The 21,717-nt window shown below is 34.2% G+C and carries 22 protein-coding genes and 1 pseudogene; 6 read left to right on the forward strand and 17 right to left on the reverse strand.

Annotation, left to right across the window (positions count from 1 at the left end):
- The first annotated feature begins 427 nt into the window (after positions 1-427).
- Positions 428-568, forward strand: a complete 141-nt coding sequence (locus ACYQ73_RS08050) for an aspartyl-phosphate phosphatase Spo0E family protein (RefSeq protein ID WP_198516187.1) — start codon at positions 428-430, stop codon at positions 566-568.
- Between the two features lie 130 nt (positions 569-698).
- On the forward strand, positions 699-1,163 hold the full coding sequence (locus tag ACYQ73_RS08055) for a hypothetical protein (RefSeq protein ID WP_460012001.1): 465 nt from the start codon (positions 699-701) through the stop codon (positions 1,161-1,163).
- A gap of 181 nt (positions 1,164-1,344) precedes the next feature.
- Here ACYQ73_RS08055 and thrS read toward each other — a convergent pair whose 3' ends face one another.
- The 10 genes and pseudogenes from thrS to ACYQ73_RS08105 all read right to left on the reverse strand — a co-directional run bounded on the left by thrS (position 1,345) and on the right by ACYQ73_RS08105 (position 9,169).
- Positions 1,345-3,273, reverse strand: a complete 1,929-nt coding sequence (gene thrS, locus ACYQ73_RS08060; protein WP_460012002.1) for a threonine--tRNA ligase — start codon at positions 3,271-3,273, stop codon at positions 1,345-1,347.
- Positions 3,274-3,715: 442 nt separating this feature from the next.
- The gene (locus tag ACYQ73_RS08065) at positions 3,716-4,075 is read right to left on the reverse strand and encodes a hypothetical protein (RefSeq protein ID WP_460012003.1); all 360 of its coding nucleotides are present in this window, start codon (positions 4,073-4,075) and stop codon (positions 3,716-3,718) included.
- Positions 4,076-4,196: 121 nt separating this feature from the next.
- Positions 4,197-4,981 (reverse strand): annotated as a pseudogene (locus ACYQ73_RS08070) (lipid II flippase Amj family protein).
- A gap of 61 nt (positions 4,982-5,042) precedes the next feature.
- Positions 5,043-5,663, reverse strand: coding sequence for a hypothetical protein (locus ACYQ73_RS08075; protein ID WP_460012004.1), 621 nt, complete (start codon positions 5,661-5,663; stop codon positions 5,043-5,045).
- Positions 5,664-5,785: 122 nt separating this feature from the next.
- A complete protein-coding gene (locus ACYQ73_RS08080; protein ID WP_460012005.1) occupies positions 5,786-6,295 on the reverse strand; it encodes a hypothetical protein in 510 nt (169 codons plus the stop codon).
- Positions 6,296-6,750: 455 nt separating this feature from the next.
- Positions 6,751-7,215: a hypothetical protein gene (locus tag ACYQ73_RS08085; protein WP_460012006.1), complete on the reverse strand. Its 465-nt coding sequence runs from the start codon at positions 7,213-7,215 to the stop codon at positions 6,751-6,753.
- A gap of 131 nt (positions 7,216-7,346) precedes the next feature.
- Complete coding sequence (locus ACYQ73_RS08090; RefSeq protein ID WP_460012007.1) at positions 7,347-7,829, reverse strand: GNAT family N-acetyltransferase; 483 nt, start codon at positions 7,827-7,829, stop codon at positions 7,347-7,349.
- Positions 7,830-7,840: 11 nt separating this feature from the next.
- Positions 7,841-8,188 (reverse strand): DUF3147 family protein, encoded by a 348-nt coding sequence (locus ACYQ73_RS08095; RefSeq protein ID WP_460012008.1) that lies wholly within the window; start codon positions 8,186-8,188, stop codon positions 7,841-7,843.
- Positions 8,188-8,586: a MarR family winged helix-turn-helix transcriptional regulator gene (locus tag ACYQ73_RS08100; protein ID WP_460012009.1), complete on the reverse strand. Its 399-nt coding sequence runs from the start codon at positions 8,584-8,586 to the stop codon at positions 8,188-8,190. The genes ACYQ73_RS08095 and ACYQ73_RS08100 overlap by 1 nt, the downstream gene beginning before the upstream one ends.
- Positions 8,587-8,920: 334 nt before the next feature.
- Positions 8,921-9,169: a hypothetical protein gene (locus ACYQ73_RS08105; protein WP_460012010.1), complete on the reverse strand. Its 249-nt coding sequence runs from the start codon at positions 9,167-9,169 to the stop codon at positions 8,921-8,923.
- Positions 9,170-9,341: 172 nt separating this feature from the next.
- Between ACYQ73_RS08105 and ACYQ73_RS08110 the strand changes: the two genes are divergently transcribed.
- Positions 9,342-9,638, forward strand: coding sequence for a hypothetical protein (locus tag ACYQ73_RS08110; protein WP_460012011.1), 297 nt, complete (start codon positions 9,342-9,344; stop codon positions 9,636-9,638).
- 113 nt (positions 9,639-9,751) lie between these two features.
- Here the strand turns inward: ACYQ73_RS08110 and ACYQ73_RS08115 are convergent, their stop codons facing one another.
- Positions 9,752-10,387 (reverse strand): class I SAM-dependent methyltransferase, encoded by a 636-nt coding sequence (locus tag ACYQ73_RS08115; RefSeq protein ID WP_460012012.1) that lies wholly within the window; start codon positions 10,385-10,387, stop codon positions 9,752-9,754.
- 66 nt (positions 10,388-10,453) lie between these two features.
- Positions 10,454-12,247 (reverse strand): S9 family peptidase, encoded by a 1,794-nt coding sequence (locus ACYQ73_RS08120; RefSeq protein ID WP_460012013.1) that lies wholly within the window; start codon positions 12,245-12,247, stop codon positions 10,454-10,456.
- Positions 12,248-12,698: 451 nt separating this feature from the next.
- On the opposite strand from ACYQ73_RS08120, the gene ACYQ73_RS08125 reads away from it, so the two are divergent.
- A complete protein-coding gene (locus ACYQ73_RS08125; RefSeq protein WP_460012014.1) occupies positions 12,699-13,349 on the forward strand; it encodes a FusB/FusC family EF-G-binding protein in 651 nt (216 codons plus the stop codon).
- A gap of 124 nt (positions 13,350-13,473) precedes the next feature.
- Here ACYQ73_RS08125 and ACYQ73_RS08130 read toward each other — a convergent pair whose 3' ends face one another.
- Both ACYQ73_RS08130 and ACYQ73_RS08135 read right to left on the reverse strand, forming a co-directional pair.
- Entirely contained in the window at positions 13,474-14,745 is a 1,272-nt protein-coding gene (locus tag ACYQ73_RS08130; RefSeq protein ID WP_460012015.1) for an oligosaccharide repeat unit polymerase, read from the reverse strand.
- 299 nt (positions 14,746-15,044) lie between these two features.
- The gene (locus tag ACYQ73_RS08135) at positions 15,045-15,545 is read right to left on the reverse strand and encodes a hypothetical protein (RefSeq protein WP_460012016.1); all 501 of its coding nucleotides are present in this window, start codon (positions 15,543-15,545) and stop codon (positions 15,045-15,047) included.
- A 757-nt stretch (positions 15,546-16,302) separates the two neighbouring features.
- On the opposite strand from ACYQ73_RS08135, the gene ACYQ73_RS08140 reads away from it, so the two are divergent.
- Together ACYQ73_RS08140 and ACYQ73_RS08145 are read left to right on the forward strand one after the other, a co-directional pair.
- A complete protein-coding gene (locus tag ACYQ73_RS08140; protein ID WP_460012017.1) occupies positions 16,303-18,015 on the forward strand; it encodes a flagellin N-terminal helical domain-containing protein in 1,713 nt (570 codons plus the stop codon).
- Positions 18,016-18,949: 934 nt separating this feature from the next.
- Positions 18,950-19,801 (forward strand): FRG domain-containing protein, encoded by an 852-nt coding sequence (locus tag ACYQ73_RS08145; RefSeq protein ID WP_460012018.1) that lies wholly within the window; start codon positions 18,950-18,952, stop codon positions 19,799-19,801.
- A 61-nt stretch (positions 19,802-19,862) separates the two neighbouring features.
- On the opposite strand, the gene ACYQ73_RS08150 is transcribed toward ACYQ73_RS08145, so the two are convergent.
- The 3 genes from ACYQ73_RS08150 to ACYQ73_RS08160 form a co-directional block, all read right to left on the reverse strand.
- A complete protein-coding gene (locus ACYQ73_RS08150) occupies positions 19,863-20,009 on the reverse strand; it encodes a hypothetical protein (protein ID WP_460012019.1) in 147 nt (48 codons plus the stop codon).
- A 164-nt stretch (positions 20,010-20,173) separates the two neighbouring features.
- Positions 20,174-20,863: a hypothetical protein gene (locus ACYQ73_RS08155; RefSeq protein WP_460012020.1), complete on the reverse strand. Its 690-nt coding sequence runs from the start codon at positions 20,861-20,863 to the stop codon at positions 20,174-20,176.
- A 163-nt stretch (positions 20,864-21,026) separates the two neighbouring features.
- The gene (locus ACYQ73_RS08160) at positions 21,027-21,197 is read right to left on the reverse strand and encodes a hypothetical protein (RefSeq protein ID WP_460012021.1); all 171 of its coding nucleotides are present in this window, start codon (positions 21,195-21,197) and stop codon (positions 21,027-21,029) included.
- Positions 21,198-21,717 lie beyond the last annotated feature (520 nt).

Here is a 21,717-nt window from a genome sequence, read left to right on the forward strand (position 1 = left end):
TGATAAATTGTGACAAGATACGAAGTCCATTAAAATTCCAGTAGATTTCGACATAGTTTTTCATAGTAAAAAAGGAACAAATCTATTAAATATCACCCTTTGCCTATTCTTAAATACGGCCAAAAAAAAACACTAATATTCTAATATGAAGGGTAATAAAATACATAATTAATACAATAAAAGGAAATTATAATAGGTTAAAATACCCGATGTTAAAATTTCTTATTTTTCCACTATATAATTATGAATAGATTTTTCTGTGACTAAATTACGAATTTCTCAACCTATACACAATGTGACATATTTTTTATTTTAGGTGAGATACAATGAAAAAGTTGAATCGAGGTCAATGTATTTCAAGAATATGAAGAAAAAATTTTAGGGGGAAAAGATTTTGGTTAAGATATCGTTTAAACAATTCTTGAAGATGGAGATTGAAAATAAAAGGAAAGATATGTATAAAAAGGCTATGGATTTAGGTTTCACCCATCCTAGCGTGGTAGATTGTAGTCAAGAATTAGATGTCCTACTAAATAAATATTCAAAAGCCATCAATAAAGCTAGCTAAAACTATTTTCGATGATCTGTATAGTAGGTTCCGGTAAAACACACCCATTCCTAATACTGTTGTAAAGATACGTATAAATAACATAAAAATGGGAAATATCTTCTTTATGACAGGAAAAGGAGGCCGAAAAATGCAGATGTTTTTTTTATCATTGGTCGTATCAAGCTTTTTACTACAGCAGCCTCAAGATTCAGTAGAAAATACAGCACCTATTCTTTGCAAACCTTCTGGAACTACATCTTATAAATATCCTAATAATCAATATCAGACATTTCGTACTGAGAATGATTTTTACCAACAATTAGACAGGACAATCTATGAGGAATATAACGATGCTACCTTAGACATTCGTCAAAAAATAGCCTTTAAGGACGTACCGAAGGCTGAGGAAACATTTCATCTAAAAACAAATTTTATACGTAAAAGATTAGACCTCTCTCAACATACTTTTATTCATCCCAATCGACAAGTATATTTTTTAGCATCCTTTAAGCAAAATAATCAGGAGACTTATCATAAATACCTGGTCATTGACGCTGAGACACAAACTATCCTTTTAGGAGAAAGTAATTATCAAAAGAACAGCGACGATTAAATCTATTTCGTGTGTTGTTTAATTTATTGTATGCTTGAAAATTGATTAATAGTAGCAAATCCGAAGAAAAAACCTACATTTTTAAGTAAATTTTACAAAAACATATATCACAACATTTATTTCATCTTTTTAGCTCGCCTTTAGAGGGTTATGACTTCCCTCTGAAGGCGAGCTAAATTGTTTAATTCCCTTTATAAGATAAGGCTTTTTGCTGTATTTCTAGCTTTATTTCCTCTATAAACTGTTGTAATGGTTTTTCAATTAATGCTTGCTGACCATATTTACGAACAGTGACATGTTGATGATCCATTTCTTTATCGCCAAGCACTAAAATATACGGTATTTTTTTCATTTGAGCTTCACGAATTTTTTTACCGAGCTTTTCTTGTCGATCGTCAATACTTACACGGATTTGTTCCTTTTGTAAAGCATCCACTACTTGTTGTACATAATCTTGATGTGTATCTGCTACCCCAATTACTTTTACTTGTTGAGGTGCAAGCCACGTTGGGAACGCCCCTCCAAAATGTTCAATTAATATGCCTAAGAAGCGATCAATAGAACCGAATACCGCTCGATGAATAACGACAGGTCTTACTTTTTCATTCTGTTCATTGATATATGTTAAATCGAATTTCTCAGGTAGTTGGAAATCGAGCTGCACCGTTGCACATTGATGACTGCGATGTATGGCATCTTTAATATGAATATCAATTTTTGGTCCATAAAACGCTCCATCACCTTCATTAATTGTAAAAGGAAAACCTAGATTAGTTAGTACGTTTTCTAACGCCGCTTCCGCTTCATTCCAAAGATCAATATCGCCCATATAATCAGCTGGACGTGTTGATAATTCAATATCGTATTGGAAGCCAAAAACCTTGTATACCTCATCAATTATTTTCAGTGCAAGTGCAATTTCATCTTCAATTTGCTGTGGCGTAACAAAAATATGTGCATCATCCTGACAAAAAGTCCTTACTCGTAAAAGTCCATTTAATGCGCCACTAAATTCATGTCGATGAACTTGACCAAATTCAGCCATACGAATCGGTAACTCTCTATACGAATGTAAATCATTTTTAAAAATTAGCATATGTCCAGGGCAATTCATCGGCTTTAATGCGAAGCTTTGGTCGTCTACTTGTGTAAAGTACATATTGTCTTTATAGTGATCCCAATGTCCGGACTGCTCCCATAGTCGTTGGTTCATCATCAATGGTGTCCGTACTTCTTGATAATTAAATTTTGCTTGTACATGACGTAAATAAGATTCCAATTCGTTGCGAATAATTTGACCATTTGCTAAATAAAATGGCATCCCTGGCGCTTCTTCCGAAAACATAAATAACTCTAGTTCTTTTCCTAGCTTTCGGTGATTCCGCTTCTCCGCTTCTTCTAAGAAAACAAAGTGTTCCTCAAGCTCTTTTTTTGAGGCAAATGCTACACCGTATATACGCTGAAGCATTTGATTATTGCTATCTCCACGCCAGTAAGCTCCGGACACATTCATTAATTTAAAATGTTGTAGTTTACCTGTAGAAGGTACATGGGGCCCCCGACATAGATCGTAAAAATCTCCTTGTTCATAAACCGTCACAACTTCATGTTCTGGAATATCTTTTAACAACTCTAGCTTTAGCGCGTCATGAGCAAATAGCTGTTGTGCCTCTGCTCTTGTTACTTTTTTACGCTGAATTTGTATATTTTCTTGAACAATTTGCTTCATCATTTTTTCAATTTGTAGCAAATCACTTGGCGTAAAGGAATGCTCAATGTCGATATCATAATAAAATCCATTCTCTATTACTGGGCCAATCCCAAATTGAGCATCAGGGTATAAACGCTTAATGGCTTGGGCTAGTAAATGGGCTGTTGAATGCCGAATTACCTGAATTCCTTCTTTTGAGCTAGCATCATAAAGGGAAATTTGTGTATCTTCCAAAATCGGGCGCGTCAAATCAATGATGGTTCCGTTGACACTCCCTACGATTGCTTTTTTACGTAAAGCGGGACTAATCGCTTGTGCAATGTCGGTTAGTGTAACACCTTTTGAAAATGCTTGTTGTTTCCCATCTGGAAATTGAATGTTAATAATTTGATTTGACATGTTTTCTACTCCTTTTTTTAAAAAATAAGATAAAAAAACACATATTCGCCCCAAAAAGGGACGAGTATGTGTTATTTACCCGTGGTTCCACCCAAATTCCCACTAGATGCACTAGTGGCTCTTTGCTATGCAGTAACGTTGCATAAACGGTGCAAGTTTCCAAGCACTGCTCAAAGGTAGTAAGTTTTAATAGCTGCATTAGGAAGCTTTCAGCCATGGCCGCCCTCTCTGTAAATCGTTTATCAAAACTCGTGTCCTTGTCATCGCCAATTTCATTGCTTTGTGAAATTGTTATTTACTGTAACAAATGCTCCAATACTTGTCAATGTTCGAAAAATTTTTTTATGAAACAATTTCGACTCTTCGCCTGAATATGTCCTTCCGGGAATATTCAATTTTTTGCAGGAAAGTTGCGTTATACTCGCAATCCCTAAGCTAGTTTTCATCCACTTCGTACTTCTAAAGTCTCATTGTAAGACTGCCACTTAATGTGAATGGTTGGTGCAGCATCCTTTTTAAATATTTTCGCACTTTCTTTTTTCTTTAAGATAAACTGTTTATCCGTATTCACTCGAACGTCATGGAGAGAATTTAATTCTTTAGACCCTTCTATCGTTATTTGTAAATCACCTAAGTCTTTCTCTTCCCCAAGGTAGAAAAGTCGGAAGCCCTCATCGGTATTACTATGATATACGGCTTTCCAGTGCTCACTTTTCGCTATGTAATGGACATCCTCATGTTGATTCGTACTACATCCAACTAACACAAACATCATTAAAATTAGGAAGCATAATTTTTTCATTAGATATCGATTTTCCTTTCTTTGAAAGTTATCATATTAATATCAACTTCGATCTATCCTTCTTAATTCAAAGAGAAAGCTATTATTCGGCTTGAATAGTTATTATCAATGTGTATCTCCCTTACATAAATTGTGTAAACCAAGCAATATATTTTGCTCCAGGTATAAATAATAGCTGTGCCAAAAATGTGCCTAGTAGTCTTGATCCCATCATCATGACAGAAGCTCGTTTAAGACTTAAGTAGCTGCCTCTTTGATTGATAACATCATCTGCTAGAATAGAAATTTTAGGGTCAATAAATATAATTAGTAACATCGTCGCTACACCATTAATAAGTCCGGATGACATCACAGCAGTATTCGATCTTTCAGGAACTAATAAAGAGGCGTAAAGTGCAGACAAGACACCAATTGTATAGATGGCCGTTATAACGACATTGACGATAAATAATTTAAGGGGAATATCACGCCAGCTAATTCCCTTTAAGTATGAAAAGCTTGGCAAATGAATATGTTTTATTCCCCGTTTAATATACTCAATACTAAATCTTTTTTAAATAATGCTGGAATGGAGCCTCTTTCCTCAGACAAATGAATAATAGCCCTTGAAAATATCGCTACAAATGTTGGCAATAGTAGAATGCCTACCAATGTACCTAGTGAAGCGGCGCCAATAAGTATGCGGAATTGCTGCTCCACAAATGCCAATGTGTTTTCCTTTGGTGCAGTGTCAGTCAGACTTCCGGTAAAAGGCTGCTGCATCATGTTTGCTAGCCTTGAAAACATGACCATGACATTAAACAATGATAGTGCAGAGGCTAATAATTTTACACGTGCACCCGATAATCGAACTGCATACGCAAGTGTTTCGATCGAATGAATGATGAGAATAAACAAACCAATCATTATTAATTTATCTGTCAAAATATCCAAAACCTATTACCTTCTTTTCGGTTGATGATTGGTCTTACTCTTGTATGATTTTTAGTAATCGTTTGATCCAATCTCGTACATATACTTCCCATTCTTCACGAGGAATTGTCGCTGATAGAGAAAGCGATTGCAATTTTCCTGGCATCATATGCATTTTACTTCTTAACAGCACATTATCTTCTGACTCCTCGTCGATAAAAAGTAAATATCCCCCTTCTACAGGCTCTCTGTAAACCTTCAAGCACTCTTTAGTTCGATATACTTTTGTGGAATATCGTTTACCCTCAATTTCAACTTCATAATGTCCTCTACTCCTATGTTGAATTCGGACATGCGTACCATCTAAGCGTTGGATAGTCGCTTCAAACTCTAAAAGCTGCTCATCATCCAGCTGAATTCCAAAAATCCAATGATTCCTATGGGGACTTTTCACATCTGCATCATATGTATCATACCTTATATTATATTTATTTGAGTCATCGCAGCTATCCTCTGTTAGATAGGTTGCAATAAGTTTATCTAAGGCTTGTTCATCTAACTGATTGCCATAGGTTAAGATGGCGATGTGCTTTTGAACCCCAGCAGCATATTTGTATAATTCCTCTTCATTGTCTATCTCCCAAGGTTTTTCCTTATAGTATTGTAACGAATACAACAAAGACACTCCTTCCTTTTAATATTCTACGAAATTCACTTGAATAAGTTCCGTTATTTCCCTACCTAACAGAAAAGCTATTCATTAGGTACTTTCCTCCTAACAAATAGCTTTTTTATTATTTATTGATGAATGGCAAAGTCATTATTCCAGCTAGTTGAATCAGATAGCTGATAGGTCACCATATTGGCGGTTACAGCAAGAATCACACCTGCTCTGGATTTATCTGTAGAAATAGAGTCCTCTAATACTAATACAACATACCCCTCACCCCGTCCCAGAGGATCTATAGCATTTGTAGCGTTGATTTCGAAGGTTGTATACGTTTTCTCATTTGTAGCTGGGAGTAATCTTTCGTTCTGATAGACTCCATATTCCTGTAAATTATAGCAAACAGGCATCCATCCTTTAGACCAATCAATACTACCCATTATTTCTTTTTTACGATGTGCCAGTTTGCCAATGGAAAATGTAAAATATATCTTCATAATAGCTTGATCTAATTCATTTTTCCCTTCACATACAGCTGTTACTTCCAGCTTAATATCCTCGTTTGAATGCTCCCTGATAACCACTAAAGTCACAGTGAAAATACAGATAACAAGTACTATGCCGATGACGACAAACCCCATTTAGTCCCTCCTAACACTTCAATGAACGTTACTATTAGATTACCATGTTTTAGGAGAAATAGTATTTTTTCACCAAACAATCTTATGAAATGACACAGGCATAAATGATAAGACATAAAACGAGTATATAGCTTATTAGCCATTCAAAGCTTTAGAGGGCAGGCATAATCCCTGTTATAGAAAAAATACCTTCCTCTATCGTATTCCTTGGACTGTTATATCCGTTATATGGTTTTTATGAGCGATTTAACGGACTTGTTATGTTTAATAAGGGCAATTTGCAAATAAAAAAAAGAAAGTGATAAGTTCTAGCCAAAACGTTAAAAAGCGCGGGAAATCAATTTTAGCATCGTTGATTTCTCGCGCTTTTCTGATGTGAGATGCCTTTAAACCTCACTTGGTGGAATTTAATTATTAGTAGAGAAAGAAAAACCCCCACTAATTATAGTTTCACTTTATTTAGTAGCTTGTAACTCAGCTGTTAAAGTAAATGGCATTTTTAAATACTCATACTTAATCGTTATTTTTTTAATATTAGGTGCCTCAACCTTCACTGCATAATGCTGAGGCTGTTTTCCGATGGCCTTGCGATCTATGTATTGACTTGGAAAAATGTTTGCTTGTCTTAATTTATGATACGTAATATTCGGATTACCTACTAGCTTCGTTTCTGCTTCAAAAGGTTCCGACTTACTCACGACGAGTTGAACATTTTCAGGCACTTTATCATTGATGAGTACTTGCTGAATCTTTATGTCACGTAGTCCTTTATTCTCTATTTCTACGATTTTTATAGTTGAATCATCTGTAGGATTCGTATAGCTGTTCATAGCAAGTGGTGGATTACTTTTTAAATAAATGATAAAGGCCGCTCCCACTACTAGAACACTAAATAATAAAACAAATAGTATTTTTTTCATTTCATTCCTCACTTTCTTACTCCCCATAAGTATAGCGAGAAATCTCAGGTGATGAAACCTCGAAAATAAACAGTGAGGATTTTTCTTCGCCAATCAACTTCCTAACGTACACAAAAAAACAACCTGACTCATTATAAGCCAGAATGCTTTGCTAATCTTATTTCATCACGTATCGGAATCCCATCATTGCCGATTAAAGGAATTTCAGGTTTATATGCTCTTGCATGCTCGACCGCGTTTTGTATGATTGCGACTAAACAATAGCCTCGCTTTTGATAAAATTTTAACGCATGTAAATTATCATTTGTCGTAATGAGGGTAATCATTGTACAGCCTTGTTCGAATGCATGTTGTTCAACAGCTTGTACAAGCAATGAACCAATCCCCTTTCCCTCCACAATACTATCAAGGGAAATAATTTCACATTCTTTATCACGAATGATATACGTTACGAGACCTAACAGCATGTTTTGTTCATCGACATAGGCGAAGCCATCTAATTTACTACAGTCATATATCCCGCTGGAAATGACCATTTCTGTACTTCCCCAATGCTCTTTAAAAAATTGTAACACATCATTTTGTTGTAATTGCTGAATTGGAATTACTGTCATCTACTATTCTCCTAAATCGATAAATTAAATACACTAGCAATGGCTTTTTGAACACCTAGAAAAACTGCCCATGAAGCAATTCCTAATCCAATGGCAAACACGATATGGATCGATGATTTCATCGCCATGTAAATAACAAACAGCATAAACATTGCAGCTGGTAGTCCAACGATTACACCAACCGTAAAGCGTTGAATATGTTCACTCGACTCACTTTGCACAGTAAGCCAAATGATACTTAAAATACTGACAAGTGGTAGTGCTGCAATAATGCCGCCATAGGAAGGAAATCTTCTAGCAACCTCTGTAACAATACCGATAACAGCTGCCGAGCAAAGAATTTTTACTAATGTGTACATTATTTAGACACCTCGCTTAATAGACGAAATGCCTGTAAAATTGTTTGTTGTTGTTCTTCTGAAAGCTGGCTTAGTGCATGTTGCAGTTTTTCATCATCTAATTCAGTGTTTTTCTTTAAGACGTGAAACCCTTCTGCTGTAAGATGTAGATGTACTTTGCGTTGATCTTCGATAGATCGCTCCTTTTTCACCCAGCCATTACGCTCTAGCTTTTTTATATGCTCAGACGCTGTGTTTTGAGAAATATTCAATAACTCAGCAATATCACGTACAGTTACTTCCTCTTCCTTTTGAATCATCTGTAAAATTCGCACGCTTTGATGCGAAATTGACTCTTCATGCGTAGTATGTAGATGGTAATAAATTGTTGTAAAATAGTTATTTAATTTTTTAATCATAATTTTGCTCCTTTAAATATATCGTCAAAATCGATTATATCGTAGTTTGCGATATATTTAAAGAGATGTCTAAAATTTAATATTTTCAGTTTTTTTCAATGTACAAAAAATTTGGTAACCATCCGAAGGTAATCCAGCATAAGGCTTTAACCATTTTGGATAGATAATCGGAATAGCTGTAAAAAGTAAAAGGAATCGATTCAAATAAAAAAATCCATTAAGAAAATTTCGAAGTGCTTCGTTAGTGAACGTATTCATAGCAATATAAGATAGGACAGCTAGACAAAGAGATATAACGGGACCCCCGACGAAAAAAATATTGTCTGAACTCGTGTTAAAGAGCTCTCCTTTTCCGGATAACAAAAGCCATAATATCCCCACGAATATGAAAATGCATTCTTCCAATGCGAAAGTTTTCTTTATTCGAAGGATCACTAGTTCCTAAATAAACATAGGCTTTTTCTTTAGAAAATAAAATAACACCTAAGGCATGCCCAATTTCATGTATAAATACTGAAAGTGGTATACCGACTACATAAAAAAGAATAAAAGAAATAAAAAACACAGGCATCATCTCTTTCAACTAGGCAGAAATATTCTAGTTATTTTTGATAAAAATCTATCTTTCTCAGCTTCTTGCTAAATATTCAAATAAGGGGCTTGTAAGGAATTATTCCGAAAAGTATTATTACACTATTCTGAATTAAAAATCGAGGGTTACATATGTTATATATTTTATAGTCGGTGGCACCATTATGGTATTAGCATTACTGTTAAGCCAATCAAAATACCTGTTTTTATCCGGCATCATTACCGCATTACCTATTCTGACGCTCATTAATATGGGCATGCAAATGAAAAATATGAAGGAAGATACTTTCCATAGCGTTTTACAAAATACAGTGTTTGGGGCTGTAGGTATGTTACTTTTTACAGTTCTCGCATTTTTATTAACAATCTGGTTTAAACCTAGCATTTCCGTAATTAGCTCTCTCGTAGTTTATGCAGTTTTTATGTTATCAGGTAAATATATTATGTCGATGTTTACATAAAGCGAAGAGGCTGTCAGTAGACAGCCCCTTCCTCATTTTGTCGAAAAATCCCCAGAGACTTAAAGAATTTTCACAAACACACCCTGTTGAAAAATAATCATGTAAGCATCTTCCTAAGCAAGATTCGAAAGTACAAAAACCCCACCACAATGCGAAATTGGATAAAATTCTATTTGGCATACCCCTTTTAATAAGGCGCTAATTTCCTCATGGACAAAGTAAAATTCATCATCATCCCAATAATCAATACTGTCTTGACGACATTTTTCAAGCTGCGCTCTTGTTTCAAACGCAATATCGCCGATCAAAATTTTGCCTGCAGACGTTAGTTGCTGCAATAATGCTTTAATGTATTGCACTTTCATTTCATCGGTAAAATGATGCAGCGCATAGGTGCTAATAATGGCGTCATATTTTTGATGAAGGAGCTCTGCTGGAAGCCCTTTTGACAAATCCCACTCCATTAAGTTTGCATCAGGCATTTTTTCTTTGGCGATTTCGATCATTTTCGAGGAGAAATCGAGTCCATTGATAAAATGGCCATTGTCATAAAGCTTTGCCGTTAACACCCCTGTGCCAAATCCAATGTCTAATACAGTTGATTTTGGAATGGACATGACCTCGTTGAAAATCGTATTTAATACTGCTTTATAGCCCGCAAATGGATACTGATTGCTTTCTTCACTTAGCTGAACCGTTTTATCGTAACCATCAGCCCATAAATTAAACCCTTGCTGATTTAGTAGCATAATAGTCCTCCAATATTTTCAATCAATGACAAGTTTGATAGTTGAATAATTAAAATAAGCCCTCATTTATAAATTGATACGGGTATTAAAGAATTCGAGTATGTTCTCATACACGTAAATTTCATTCGCCTTTTTAGTGAACCCATGTCCCTCATCCTCTAGCACAATATATTCCACTTCTCGCCCCTTGTCCTTCAAAGCAGCAACGATTTGGTCAGATTCCTTTTGCACAACACGTGGATCGTTCGCCCCTTGAATGACTAACATAGGTTTCGTCATACCATCCAAATACGTAATTGGTGAATCGGCCGTTAATCTTTCTTTATCCTTGTCTGGATCTCCTATCCATTGCTTCATATATGGCACCCAAAAATCCGGAACAGACTCAATAAATGAAAACAAATTACTTGGACCAAAAATATCGACAACCGCTTTAAAGTAATCTGCATGGCGACCATGTAATAACAGTGACATATAGCCACCATAGCTGCCACCTAAAAGCAGCATTTTATCACGATCCGCATAGCCCTTCTCAATAAGCCAATCAACCCCAGTAATATTATCAAGACGTGGACCATGACCCCAATCGCCCTCAACCTTTTTCTTAAAGTCTAGACCGTAGTTCGATGAGCCTCTAAAGTTTGGTGCAAAAATAGAGTATCCCTGGGAAACAAGGAATTGGAACATCGGTCGAAATGATTTGCGTTCAATTGATTGTGGACCACCATGTGGCCATAAAATAACATGACCATTCGAATTTTCTTCCTTCGCCTTGAACAAGAGTGCCTCAATTTCTAAACCATCAAACGATGGATAACGTAGCACTTCGGGTTCCACCAAATCCTCTTCTCGAACACCTGGTACTCTATAGTGAGTTAACTCCAACCATGAACTTCCCATTTCCTTCGAAACAAAAATATTATTTGGCTTCGTAGCCGATTTTCCAAGCAAATATAAATGTCCACTTGGCATAATAACCATTTTCTCAATAATATCAACAGGTGTTTCGAGTTTTTCATTTTTCCCATCTGCGACTGTATAACGATAAAGCCGATCCTCTACTCCATAGGAACCAACAATATATAGTGCATGCTCTTCTTTCGAATAATAAATACTAGTAAAGTTTTCTTTTTCTAATTGAAGCAACTTTGTAAATTGTTTCGACTGAATATCAAATTTTGCTAAGTAACTAAAATCTTCATCATAGTCTGTTAAAAAATAAATTTCCATTTCAGAAATATACACAACATCGGAAACTGTATGCTGCTTATCCGTTAATGGCGTAAGCAATACTTCCTCACCATCAATTTGTACATATGCTAAGGAATGCGTATTCCCAAACTGTTTAATATAAACAAATGATTTTTCCTCTGGGCTAACCATAGCGATAAAAGTAGGTGCATCACTACCCTCAACAAGTAACTTTTCCTCTCCACTCTCAATGTCATAAACTAAACTATTTAAATACGTCGAATTTCCAGCTGTAGTTGAGTAATAAAGATGTCTACCATCCTCAGTCAAATGTGCGTAGAAATGACGCTCTCCCTCTTTATAGCGAATTGGTACTAGGCTTCCTCCCTCAGGTGAAATTGCATAAATTTGACTATTTTCATCACCATCTTTATCAAATCCCGCTAATAGGAATTCACCTGTTTTCGAATATTTAATAAAATCCGAAGTTTGATTATTAAAAGTCATTTGATATGGAAATTTTTTCTCCAAATCCATTCCCCATAGATTAAAATATCCATTAAAATTCGTACTTAATACCATCTGCTTTTCATCAGGACTAATCGCAAAATCACTTACCGTTAAATTTTGCAAAGAATGCTTTGTGTTCATCTTTTCAAACTGAAACATAGACGTTCCTCTTTTCTTAAAAATTTTCTGTAGTAACAGTACTCTTTAAAAAGGTTTCCACCCCTTTTCCTGTGATAATGTCCTCGTGGCCAACATTCTTGTGGGCAAGTAGGCTTATCGGACGCTCTCAGGATAGAGCCCAACCGGAATGGAATTCACCCCCACACTAGGGCGAATAACCTAATCAAATACAATTATACCATTTATTTTAATATTAATATCTGAATATTTTAATTTTAACTTTAATTTTTTCCTAAAAAATGTTATAATACAAATAGTTTTCTTTTCAAGGAGGAATCGAAATGGACGCATTCTTTTGTAATGCTTGCTCTAGACCAGACACTTCACAGGTCAAAGAGGTCTAGAAAAGTTAACGCAAATAACATAATTGAATGATCTCTTTAGGCCATAAACCTTTATGAAAAAGCCTACAATACAGGAGTGAATTCAAATGGAAAAACCAACAATTCAGCCGTTTTTAACGGTCGCAAACTATCATTTACTTGAGCAGCAAATGAATAAAATCATACTAACACTTTCAACGACGAAAGATAAGGACGTCATCCTTGCCGTACATGGTATCGTTGAAAGCGAGATCACAGCAAAATTAGCGTTGTCCGTTGAGGAAACTGAGCTGATTGAACAGCTTTTTGAAGTGACAAATCGTGCACAGGGTGATGAGTATATAGAACAATTAAAACCATATGTCATCCCATTCAAAGCAGTTACTGCCAGTACACTGAAGAGCCTTTTTAAAAAGGAAAAAAAGCTAAAACTACCGAAGCTTGAAGAAATGGATTTTCAGGAGATTTGTTATTTAGCTTGGGATGATCCTGGAACACATCGAAAATACGTCTTGCTGGAACAAGATGAAAAGCTAAAATCGATTAAAGGCACATTCTCTAATGATACAGTTCGTGGAATATGTGCAATATGTAACCGTCATTCCGATGTTGGCCTATTTACTACATCTGTTAAAGGGCACATCGTTGGAACGTTCACGAATTATAGCAATTACATTTGCGCAGATAGCCAAACATGCAATCGACATGTTACGGATATAGAGAAAACAAAAGCATTTTTCGAGCGCATTACTCAATAAAGTGAAACAACTCAGTGGGGTTTTCATGAATCCCACTGAGTTTTATTTTTCGTCAACCACACTTTATATACAATTGTTGAGGAATATCCATTGCGGGGAAGGCTTTTTAGAACGTTTTTATCAATTAATATCGAAGCTGATTTTGATTTACTTTTATAATCGACGATGCAATGATAACAAAACCGAGCATTAAAACAAAGATTAAATCGAGTAAACCTGTATGCATAGACACCGTAAATACCGTAATAGTAAATGCATAGGCGACAGAATGGAAACTACGAATGCCCTCCTGCTTCACTTTATTATAAAGAAGCGAAATTAAAGCACCGTATAAAAAGAAGCCAATTGCTACTAATAAATAGCCCCCATCCAAAAATAATTGACCGATAAAGGTTGGTGTAGTTGTACGATTTCCACGGGTAATCACCTTACCCTTCTCCACACTTATGGAATTGACAACTTCCGTTACCACCATACGAGGTGAAATTTGCTTACCAGGTAATATCGTACTAAAGATACCTTTATGGATTTCTCCGTTTAAATAACCGTTCTCCTGCGTATACTCAATAATTGTACTTAACACAATATGTCCTGTTACACTTTCTTCATTTAATGCACGCACCCATAACGGCGTTTGGTTTACTTTTTGTTCAGCCGTTAACAGCTGGTCTCTCGCCTCTTCCGTTAGCTCCACATCAGGCTGATCTCGGTTATTAAATTCTAATGACCGGTCCTCCGTTAACACACGAATAAAACTAAACATCGAGAAAGCTACACCAATAACTAACAGCGTTGTTAAAAACCACGTTAATTTCACTCGTTTTACCACATAATGGATAATGATAATCCCTGTAAATAGGATAATAATTAATGGCGTTCGATAAGCAACTAACACAAATAAAAAAATGATAAAGACATAGATAGAACCGTAGATAAACCCTTTCTTCCACGTCATATGCTTTTCTAAAATCATTTTATAGGATAGTAGCAATAAAACTCCAAACCATAGTAATTGACTAAAGAAGTTCAGCTTTGGATTTAGATTTCGGCGATTTGACTCATCCGAAATACCAAGTCCGCCTCCAAAAACCATCAATAAGTACGAACATAAACCAAGTAACGTAAGAAACACGATAAAATGAATCACGTATTTGCCTAAAAACGACAGACCAAATGAAGGAATTGTCCATTTCATCTTGTCTATAACGTAAACACCTATGTAATAACAAATAACTGCTAAAATAACTACTGGCCAAATGGAAACATGTATATTGAACATTTCAAACCTATGCCAATCAAACATGCTCGTAAAGAAATATAGTAGTAAAATAAATGGTAAAAAGAAATACGGCGAAAACGTATCGATTTTATTTAATTTTCTAAAAAATCCTTTCATGTCCTTCCACACCCCAAAATGCTTTCTCCCCCATACTTTATATTAATTTCCAATTATGTAAAACAAGAATAGTATATCATACCAATGGATTTTTTTGCATACATACCTACTATTTTTGTTAGAAATTTGAAAACAATCAAGAAACTTATCGAATTATTTAAAGCCTAGTAAGTGTTTTCGTGGTTCGGGATACACATACCGAGCGAACGAAAAAATCTATAGCTTAATATCCAAAAATGAAAACGAGTATGGTGCTTTTTGGCAACCCATACTCGTATTAAAGTTTTATCATGTAATTTCTAACTTCCGAAAAGGATAGCCTTCATATCACCATAATGGAATACCATGGAGGGATCTGCAACAGAAAGACCGGGATTTGTAGGACTAGTAAGGCCTGATCCACCAACCACTTCGATTTCAAGTTTTCCACGTAAAGGGCGTTCTCCTACTAAATAATCGCCTGTAGATTTAACATGAAGGATTCCATTTACAAGAGAACTAATATCAAGCTCCAATCGCGTACAACTCCTTGGAGGTATAACAGTTGACGGAAGACCTTCTAGAAAAGGTTTTTCATTCTCATTCGTAATAAAAGGAAGTGAAATTCCTTCCATTGAAAGCTGCAAAGAAGGACAATATTCAATCACAACATCAGCCTCAAGTGGTTTGCTTGTAGGGTTTTTAATAAGAATCACAAGTCGATTATTAGGCTGTCCAACTGCAGCATCCAATGGAACAAGAAATGGTCCTGTAGTAATTGTATACTTTCTATTTTGACATGTTGATGTTTGATTTGACAAAGATTCACCTCCTAATAAAAAGATATTACTTTATATCTTATTAAAATAAAAAAACAATTGTATAGACGGTTGTACAAAGAATTCCACTTTATTTTTGATTGTAAATGTAGTGGCTGGGAGATAGCTTCTCAAATTTAATTACTACTGAAAACAATACAAATCATAGAAACAAAACTATTGAAAAGATGAAGTACACTCATTTTATTTAATGGACGAAATCGAAAAATGATGAATTTTGAGGTACGTGTTTTTCTCTGCCCTCCCCCATTAGAATGGAATCCAAATACAACAACTTAGCAATCTACTATCAAAGTTTTCCAACAAAAAAACACTCGCATTTTAAACGAGTGTTTCGTGACTATCAGGATAACCATTTCGGAGGTGTGTTTTTCTCCCAGAGTTCAAATGGCTTTATATTGTTCTCTTAATAGATTGTTAAAATATCAAATATTCTTCGTATATCACTTTTTAAATTTTAATCTTATTGTATATTTTCGTATGCAATTCTGGGGTAAACAAAAAAAGAAATTTATATGACACCTGGCAGGTGCAAAATATTTACCTCCAAAAAGTCACTCATAAAAATGAGTGGTTTTTCAAATGTCCAATTGTTATGTGTGTCTAACAATTGGAGGTGCAGTTCAATCGAGTGCTCTTCTATTTTATGAAAGGATTTTATTTTAAAGGTTACAAAGATAATCACGGAATGGTAATATTATCTTGAAATAGAAATTTAATCTTAAGAGGAGCTAATATTTTGATAATTAGGAATAACGTTTCATCTCTAAATACAAATAATAGATTAACCCAAAATAAGAAAAAGGCTGATAGTATATTAGAAAAGTTATCTTCTGGATATAAAATAAATCGCGCTGGTGATGATGCTGCCGGTTTAGCAATTTCCGAAAAAATGCGTGGGCAAATTCGTGGTTTAAATATGGCAGAAAAAAACATTCAGGATGGTATTTCATTAATACAAACAGCTGAAAGTGGATTAGGTAGTATTCAAGATCCTAACTTACTTAGATTAAGAGAATTAGCCATCCAAGCAGCTAATGATACTTTGACTGATGGAGATAGGTCTCTTATTCAATATGAAGTTAAAGAAATAAAAAATGGAATTAACGAAATCGCAAATAATACTGAATTTAACAATATTAAGTTACTAAATAATAAAATGGAAAACTACCAAATATCCAAAGAGGCAGGGTACGAATGGGAGATTATTGATACAGGAAATCCTTCATTTATTTCATCAGTCAATAAAATTTCTGATAAATACATAGGCGTAGGTCAATATGGTACTATTATTTCATCTGAAGATGGAATTAATTGGGATATCAATACAATAGATCCTTCATTTGATTTTTCAGAAGTAATTTCAAATGGTAATCAACTAGTTGCAATAGGTAATCGTGGTAATATTTATCTTACTAACGATGGAATTAATTGGACTAAACAAACTGTATCTAATGATGATTTAGGCATAATTAAACATGCTCAATTACTTGGAGGTATTTGGGATGGAGAAAAATATTTAGTCGGAACTGACATGGGGTTAATTTTATCTTCAAAAGATGGTTTAAATTGGATTACCTCTCCTTTACCTGGTGCAACAGGTAGTGGCATTGCTTACAATGGGAATATTTATGTTTCGGTTGGTTCTTCCGGTAGTATCGCTACTTCAAATGACGGCATCAATTGGTCGTCTCAAAATTCTCTACCAACTGGAAAATTAGAAAATGTTGAATGGATAAATGGAAAATTTATATCCGTTGGTGAATATGGTAGCATCGTTTCTTCTACAGATGGAATCAATTGGGTAGTAGAAACACCTTTAGATTCTTTACGATTTGATGCAATTGCTTCTAATGGAAATACTATCATAATAAGTGGAGTTGGAAATGAAAATTTTTTAATTTCTAAAGAGGGCATAAAATGGGATAAATTAGATATAGGTAGTAGGCTGGGAATATTAGATGTTAAATATAATAAAGAAGATAATGAATATATCGCATCGACATATCAAGGGCATTTTCTGCGTTCAAGAACTATTTTTAATTCTGATAAAGAGTCCAAAAAGATTAATTTGCAGATTGGTGCTAATTCAAATCAAAGTATAAAAATTGAGCTTTCTGATGTTCGAACTTCCGCTTTAGGTCTTGATAATATTAATTTATCAACTCAAAAAGGTGCCAATGATGCAATTTCAATAATAGATAAAGCTATCGCCCTAATTTCAAAAGAGCGAAGTAAATATGGTACATATCAAAATCGTCTCGAACATGCCCATCATTCTGTTATGAACACATCTGAAAATCTTCAGTCTGCTGAATCACGTATCCGTGATACTGATATGGCTAATGGTATGATGATATTCACAAAAAATAATATTTTATTACAAGCTACCCAATCCATCCTTGCTCAATCGAATAAACAGCCTGAAGGGATTTTACAACTTCTTAAATAAAAAGCTTGAATTTTTAAAAGTAAAACTTGAAAGCTTAAGAAATTAAAATTATCACTCCTATTTAATAGTGGTATCTACTTGCAATAGAATAAACCTTATTATAAATATTAAAACGGAAAGCTCACGCAGCCTTCCGTTTTTGTTTACGCCTATTCCGAAACAGTCACCCTTCGAGTTAAAAAACGTTATATAAATTGTATAAACGTCGGAAAAGCGAAATCACACATCACCGCTTGTAGGTAATGGTTTTATCCCCTTTTTCGATAAGTATGATGGATTAATTACTCCCATATAAAAAGAACATACGTCTGAGGAAATCGAAAAATGATGAATTTCGGCACTTGCTTTTCTTCTCCCTCCCCTACCTAGATAATCTGTAAATATACTAGCTTAGCAAATCTGTATAAACGTTGATATACCAGTGTTTATAAACCCCAAAAAACACTCGTATTTTAAACGAGTGTTTCGTGACTATCAGGATAACCATTTCGGAGGTGTGTTTTTCTCCCAGAGTTCAAATGTTTTTATATTGTGTATTTTTATATAGATAAATTGCATTGTTATCAACGATTCATAGTGTATGACACTTTTTGGGTTTTATATTATTGTATATTTTCGTATGCTCTTCTGGGGTACCAAACAATTTTATTTACTTTCTAAATAGCAATATCCATGCCCAGTGCGTTTACTTTCCTTTTTAGTATTTGTAGATTTCATAATTGCTAATCTTTATGTACCAAAAAAACTGACAAACATTACCACAACTGATACAATTTAAAGAACTTATACAATAAAGGAGGCAACTATAAAAGAAAAAACTAATTTTTGGCGTAGCACTTGCTCTATGAATTGGACTAGCTGGATGTGGCGCAGATTAATTATCAATATAACTTATAAATAGTTAACTAAAATAAAAATAAACTAGGTGAATTTTATGACTAAGCATAACGATAACATATTTTGTGAATATACTATTAAATCATGGGATGATTGTAGAATATTATTTAATTCTATTAACAATTGGGTTTTTAGAGGACAATCAAATAGTTCGTGGCCTTTACAAACTTCCTTAGAGAGAGGAGCAATATTTAACAACTCAGATCCTAGAGAAATACCAGAGATAGAAAGAAAAATTATTGATAAATTTAAACGCAGAGCTTTTCATTACATGGAAAAACTCCCCCAAAAAGAAGATACTTTAGAGTGGTTGTCATTAATACAACATCATGGAGGTCCAACAAGATTATTAGATTTCTCGTATTCATATTATGTAGCTATGTATTTCTCTATTGAACAAGCATCACAAGAATCTGCTGTGTATTGCCTAAATAAAGATTTAATTTATAAAAAAGGACTTGAAACAGAGCAATGGAGAGGCTTAAAAGATGACTTTGTCTATGGAAGTAGGGATTATTGCAACCATGTACTTAATGAACAAACTTTAAGTCCACTAGTTATGCTAATAGAACCTTTTAATATGCATGAGAGACTATCAAGACAACAGGGGCTATTCGCTATTCCTTTTGAAGGACGGCAAGCATTTGAATATAATCTTTCTTTAACAGTAAATAATTTTCAAAAACAATTACCAACAAGTAAGGAAATTGGTGAATATAATAACTTAATGAGTTTATTAAATCAAGAATGTGTCCTACTTAAAGTGAAGATTCCAAAAATTTATCATAATGAAATAAGAAAAGACTTGAAATTAATGAATATAACAAGTGAAACTTTATTTCCTGGAATAGATGGCTTCACAAAATCGTTATATAATGAATTTTCTTAGTAGATTCTGTTGTGAAGCTAAATCGAAAAATAAACAATTAAATTTTAACCCCGTCCTAAATTTAGAACGGGGTTATTTCAATCAATTGGTCAACGCATTCTTTAGTGATTTTTTTACTACTCATGGCTTTGTTGTTAGGTTTATCATGCTCATTATGCGGTGCTTTGTTCACATGATTTTTAATATTCTTTGTAATATATTCCGCCATAAAATCACCTCATTAACAAAATAGCACAAAAATAGCTGTTTATCACTATTACATTTAGGTATTATTTCACTTTCAAAAGCAAGTACAGTTGCCCTAGCAGTCAAAGGGGAGGAAACTGCTCGATACTCACTTTTCAGGGCAAAATAAAAACACCCCGAAGGATGTTATTCTGATAAGCTTTGATATTCCGATATATTTTTAATTCTTTGTTTATTTGAAAAATCTCGATAATAAAGTATATCCTCAATTAAACTTTTACAGTGTTTATATATTTCTTTTTCTAATTCCTCATATTTTATATTTTTTTCTGTTATTAAGTTAAACATTTTAACATCTTTATTAAAGGTATCTATATAATTCTTCATAGAACTATAGAAACCATAATTCACCTTTTTGGCCTCATTTAATATTTTATTATTATCATGTGTAAATAAGTCATGCAAAGCCTTTACCATTTTTTCATGTACAAATAACAATGCTTCTTTTTCATCATCTTTATTTAAGTATTCTCCATTATCTCTATAAAATTTAAACCATCGAAACTCAGAGTTTATCTCAAGGTAAAGATTATGGAATGATTCAGTTATAAAATCTGTTGCATGAATAATTTCAGGTAAAATAATACCATTATCTTTTTTTCTTTCCTCAGAAATAGTGTACTTTACACCTAAAAAGGTAAGTGCCCCAGAAATAGCTCCTCCTAAAATAGCACCAATTAAACCTATAGCTGCCATAATTAAATCTTTCGTTTCTATTTCATCTCCATATGCCCATTGAGCTAATTTAAGCCAAAACAAAGGTAAAAACATAATAGCTAAAATAATTATTAAGCTAGGTATAACATATTTTTTCATTCTTTGACCTCCCACTCAATCATAATCATCAAGTGAAAAAAATGGAACAATTTTCTGCAACTTTGCTCTCAAAACCACACCAAACTCTGCCCTCTCATCTCGTAAGGTTTTGGCTGTTTGATGCAGTTTTCAAAGCAAAAGAAAAAGCCCTTCAACGAAGGACTTAATTGATTTTAGTAATAGCAACTACCTTAGCAATAGGAGCAATATACAATATATTTTGTTCATTATCATACATTATATAACTATGTTCATTTGAATCTACTACACTTACATTGTCAACTTTATCTTCATACGTTTTCCCTTGATCGGATAAAAATATTGAATATTTCATTGTTTTCTCCCCTTCTCTTGTATGTATTCTTAATTTTACCATAAATTTTAAATATATCATTGACTCTTAAATACAAAAAGCCTTACCGTGCTAGGTGTAAGGCTCGTCTACTGCGGTAAAATATTTAATTGTCAAGATAGCTCATTTCTCACACACGTTGAGCCGGACGTGTTTGTAAGGCAGAAAAGTGTTTTAGTTTTATAGTGCATTTCCGTGCACTTGTTGCTCAGTAAGTTTAACTGAATCATGGAAAGTGGACGAAGTTCACATAAAAACCACTCCTTCAGCAATTTTTAGCCTTTTATATTAATTAAGATACCTAATCTCTTAAAAAATATGGGCCGGCCGTGTTTGTCTTGCCTCGAACAAATTTATGAGGCGCAGGTCGGTCGTCGGTCTGTCTTTCCCTAATATTTAGTTTTTCATAAATACCAAGGGAAGAAACATTTACCTGTCCGACCTCCCCTTTAGTTTACATCGTAACTCACCAAAATTGATACGTTTGGAACATTTGGAACAT

The organism is Lysinibacillus sp. CTST325, assembly GCF_054665055.1.

Bases quoted from the DNA above. Each gene is read 5' to 3' on its own strand.
- ACYQ73_RS08120 (WP_460012013.1), bottom strand. From the start codon at position 12,247: ATGTTTCAGTTTGAAAAGATGAACACAAAGCATTCTTTGCAAAATTTA.
- ACYQ73_RS08115 (WP_460012012.1), bottom strand. From the start codon at position 10,387: ATGCTACTAAATCAGCAAGGGTTTAATTTATGGGCTGATGGTTACGAT.
- ACYQ73_RS08145 (WP_460012018.1), top strand. From the start codon at position 18,950: ATGACTAAGCATAACGATAACATATTTTGTGAATATACTATTAAATCA.
- ACYQ73_RS08130 (WP_460012015.1), bottom strand. From the start codon at position 14,745: ATGAAAGGATTTTTTAGAAAATTAAATAAAATCGATACGTTTTCGCCG.
- ACYQ73_RS08050 (WP_198516187.1), top strand. From the start codon at position 428: ATGGAGATTGAAAATAAAAGGAAAGATATGTATAAAAAGGCTATGGAT.
- ACYQ73_RS08155 (WP_460012020.1), bottom strand. From the start codon at position 20,863: ATGAAAAAATATGTTATACCTAGCTTAATAATTATTTTAGCTATTATG.
- ACYQ73_RS08090 (WP_460012007.1), bottom strand. From the start codon at position 7,829: ATGACAGTAATTCCAATTCAGCAATTACAACAAAATGATGTGTTACAA.
- ACYQ73_RS08080 (WP_460012005.1), bottom strand. From the start codon at position 6,295: ATGGGGTTTGTCGTCATCGGCATAGTACTTGTTATCTGTATTTTCACT.
- ACYQ73_RS08125 (WP_460012014.1), top strand. From the start codon at position 12,699: ATGGAAAAACCAACAATTCAGCCGTTTTTAACGGTCGCAAACTATCAT.
- ACYQ73_RS08160 (WP_460012021.1), bottom strand. From the start codon at position 21,197: ATGAAATATTCAATATTTTTATCCGATCAAGGGAAAACGTATGAAGAT.
- ACYQ73_RS08055 (WP_460012001.1), top strand. From the start codon at position 699: ATGCAGATGTTTTTTTTATCATTGGTCGTATCAAGCTTTTTACTACAG.
- ACYQ73_RS08095 (WP_460012008.1), bottom strand. From the start codon at position 8,188: ATGTACACATTAGTAAAAATTCTTTGCTCGGCAGCTGTTATCGGTATT.
- ACYQ73_RS08110 (WP_460012011.1), top strand. From the start codon at position 9,342: ATGGTATTAGCATTACTGTTAAGCCAATCAAAATACCTGTTTTTATCC.
- thrS (WP_460012002.1), bottom strand. From the start codon at position 3,273: ATGTCAAATCAAATTATTAACATTCAATTTCCAGATGGGAAACAACAA.
- ACYQ73_RS08100 (WP_460012009.1), bottom strand. From the start codon at position 8,586: ATGATTAAAAAATTAAATAACTATTTTACAACAATTTATTACCATCTA.
- ACYQ73_RS08085 (WP_460012006.1), bottom strand. From the start codon at position 7,215: ATGAAAAAAATACTATTTGTTTTATTATTTAGTGTTCTAGTAGTGGGA.
- ACYQ73_RS08150 (WP_460012019.1), bottom strand. From the start codon at position 20,009: ATGGCGGAATATATTACAAAGAATATTAAAAATCATGTGAACAAAGCA.
- ACYQ73_RS08065 (WP_460012003.1), bottom strand. From the start codon at position 4,075: ATGAAAAAATTATGCTTCCTAATTTTAATGATGTTTGTGTTAGTTGGA.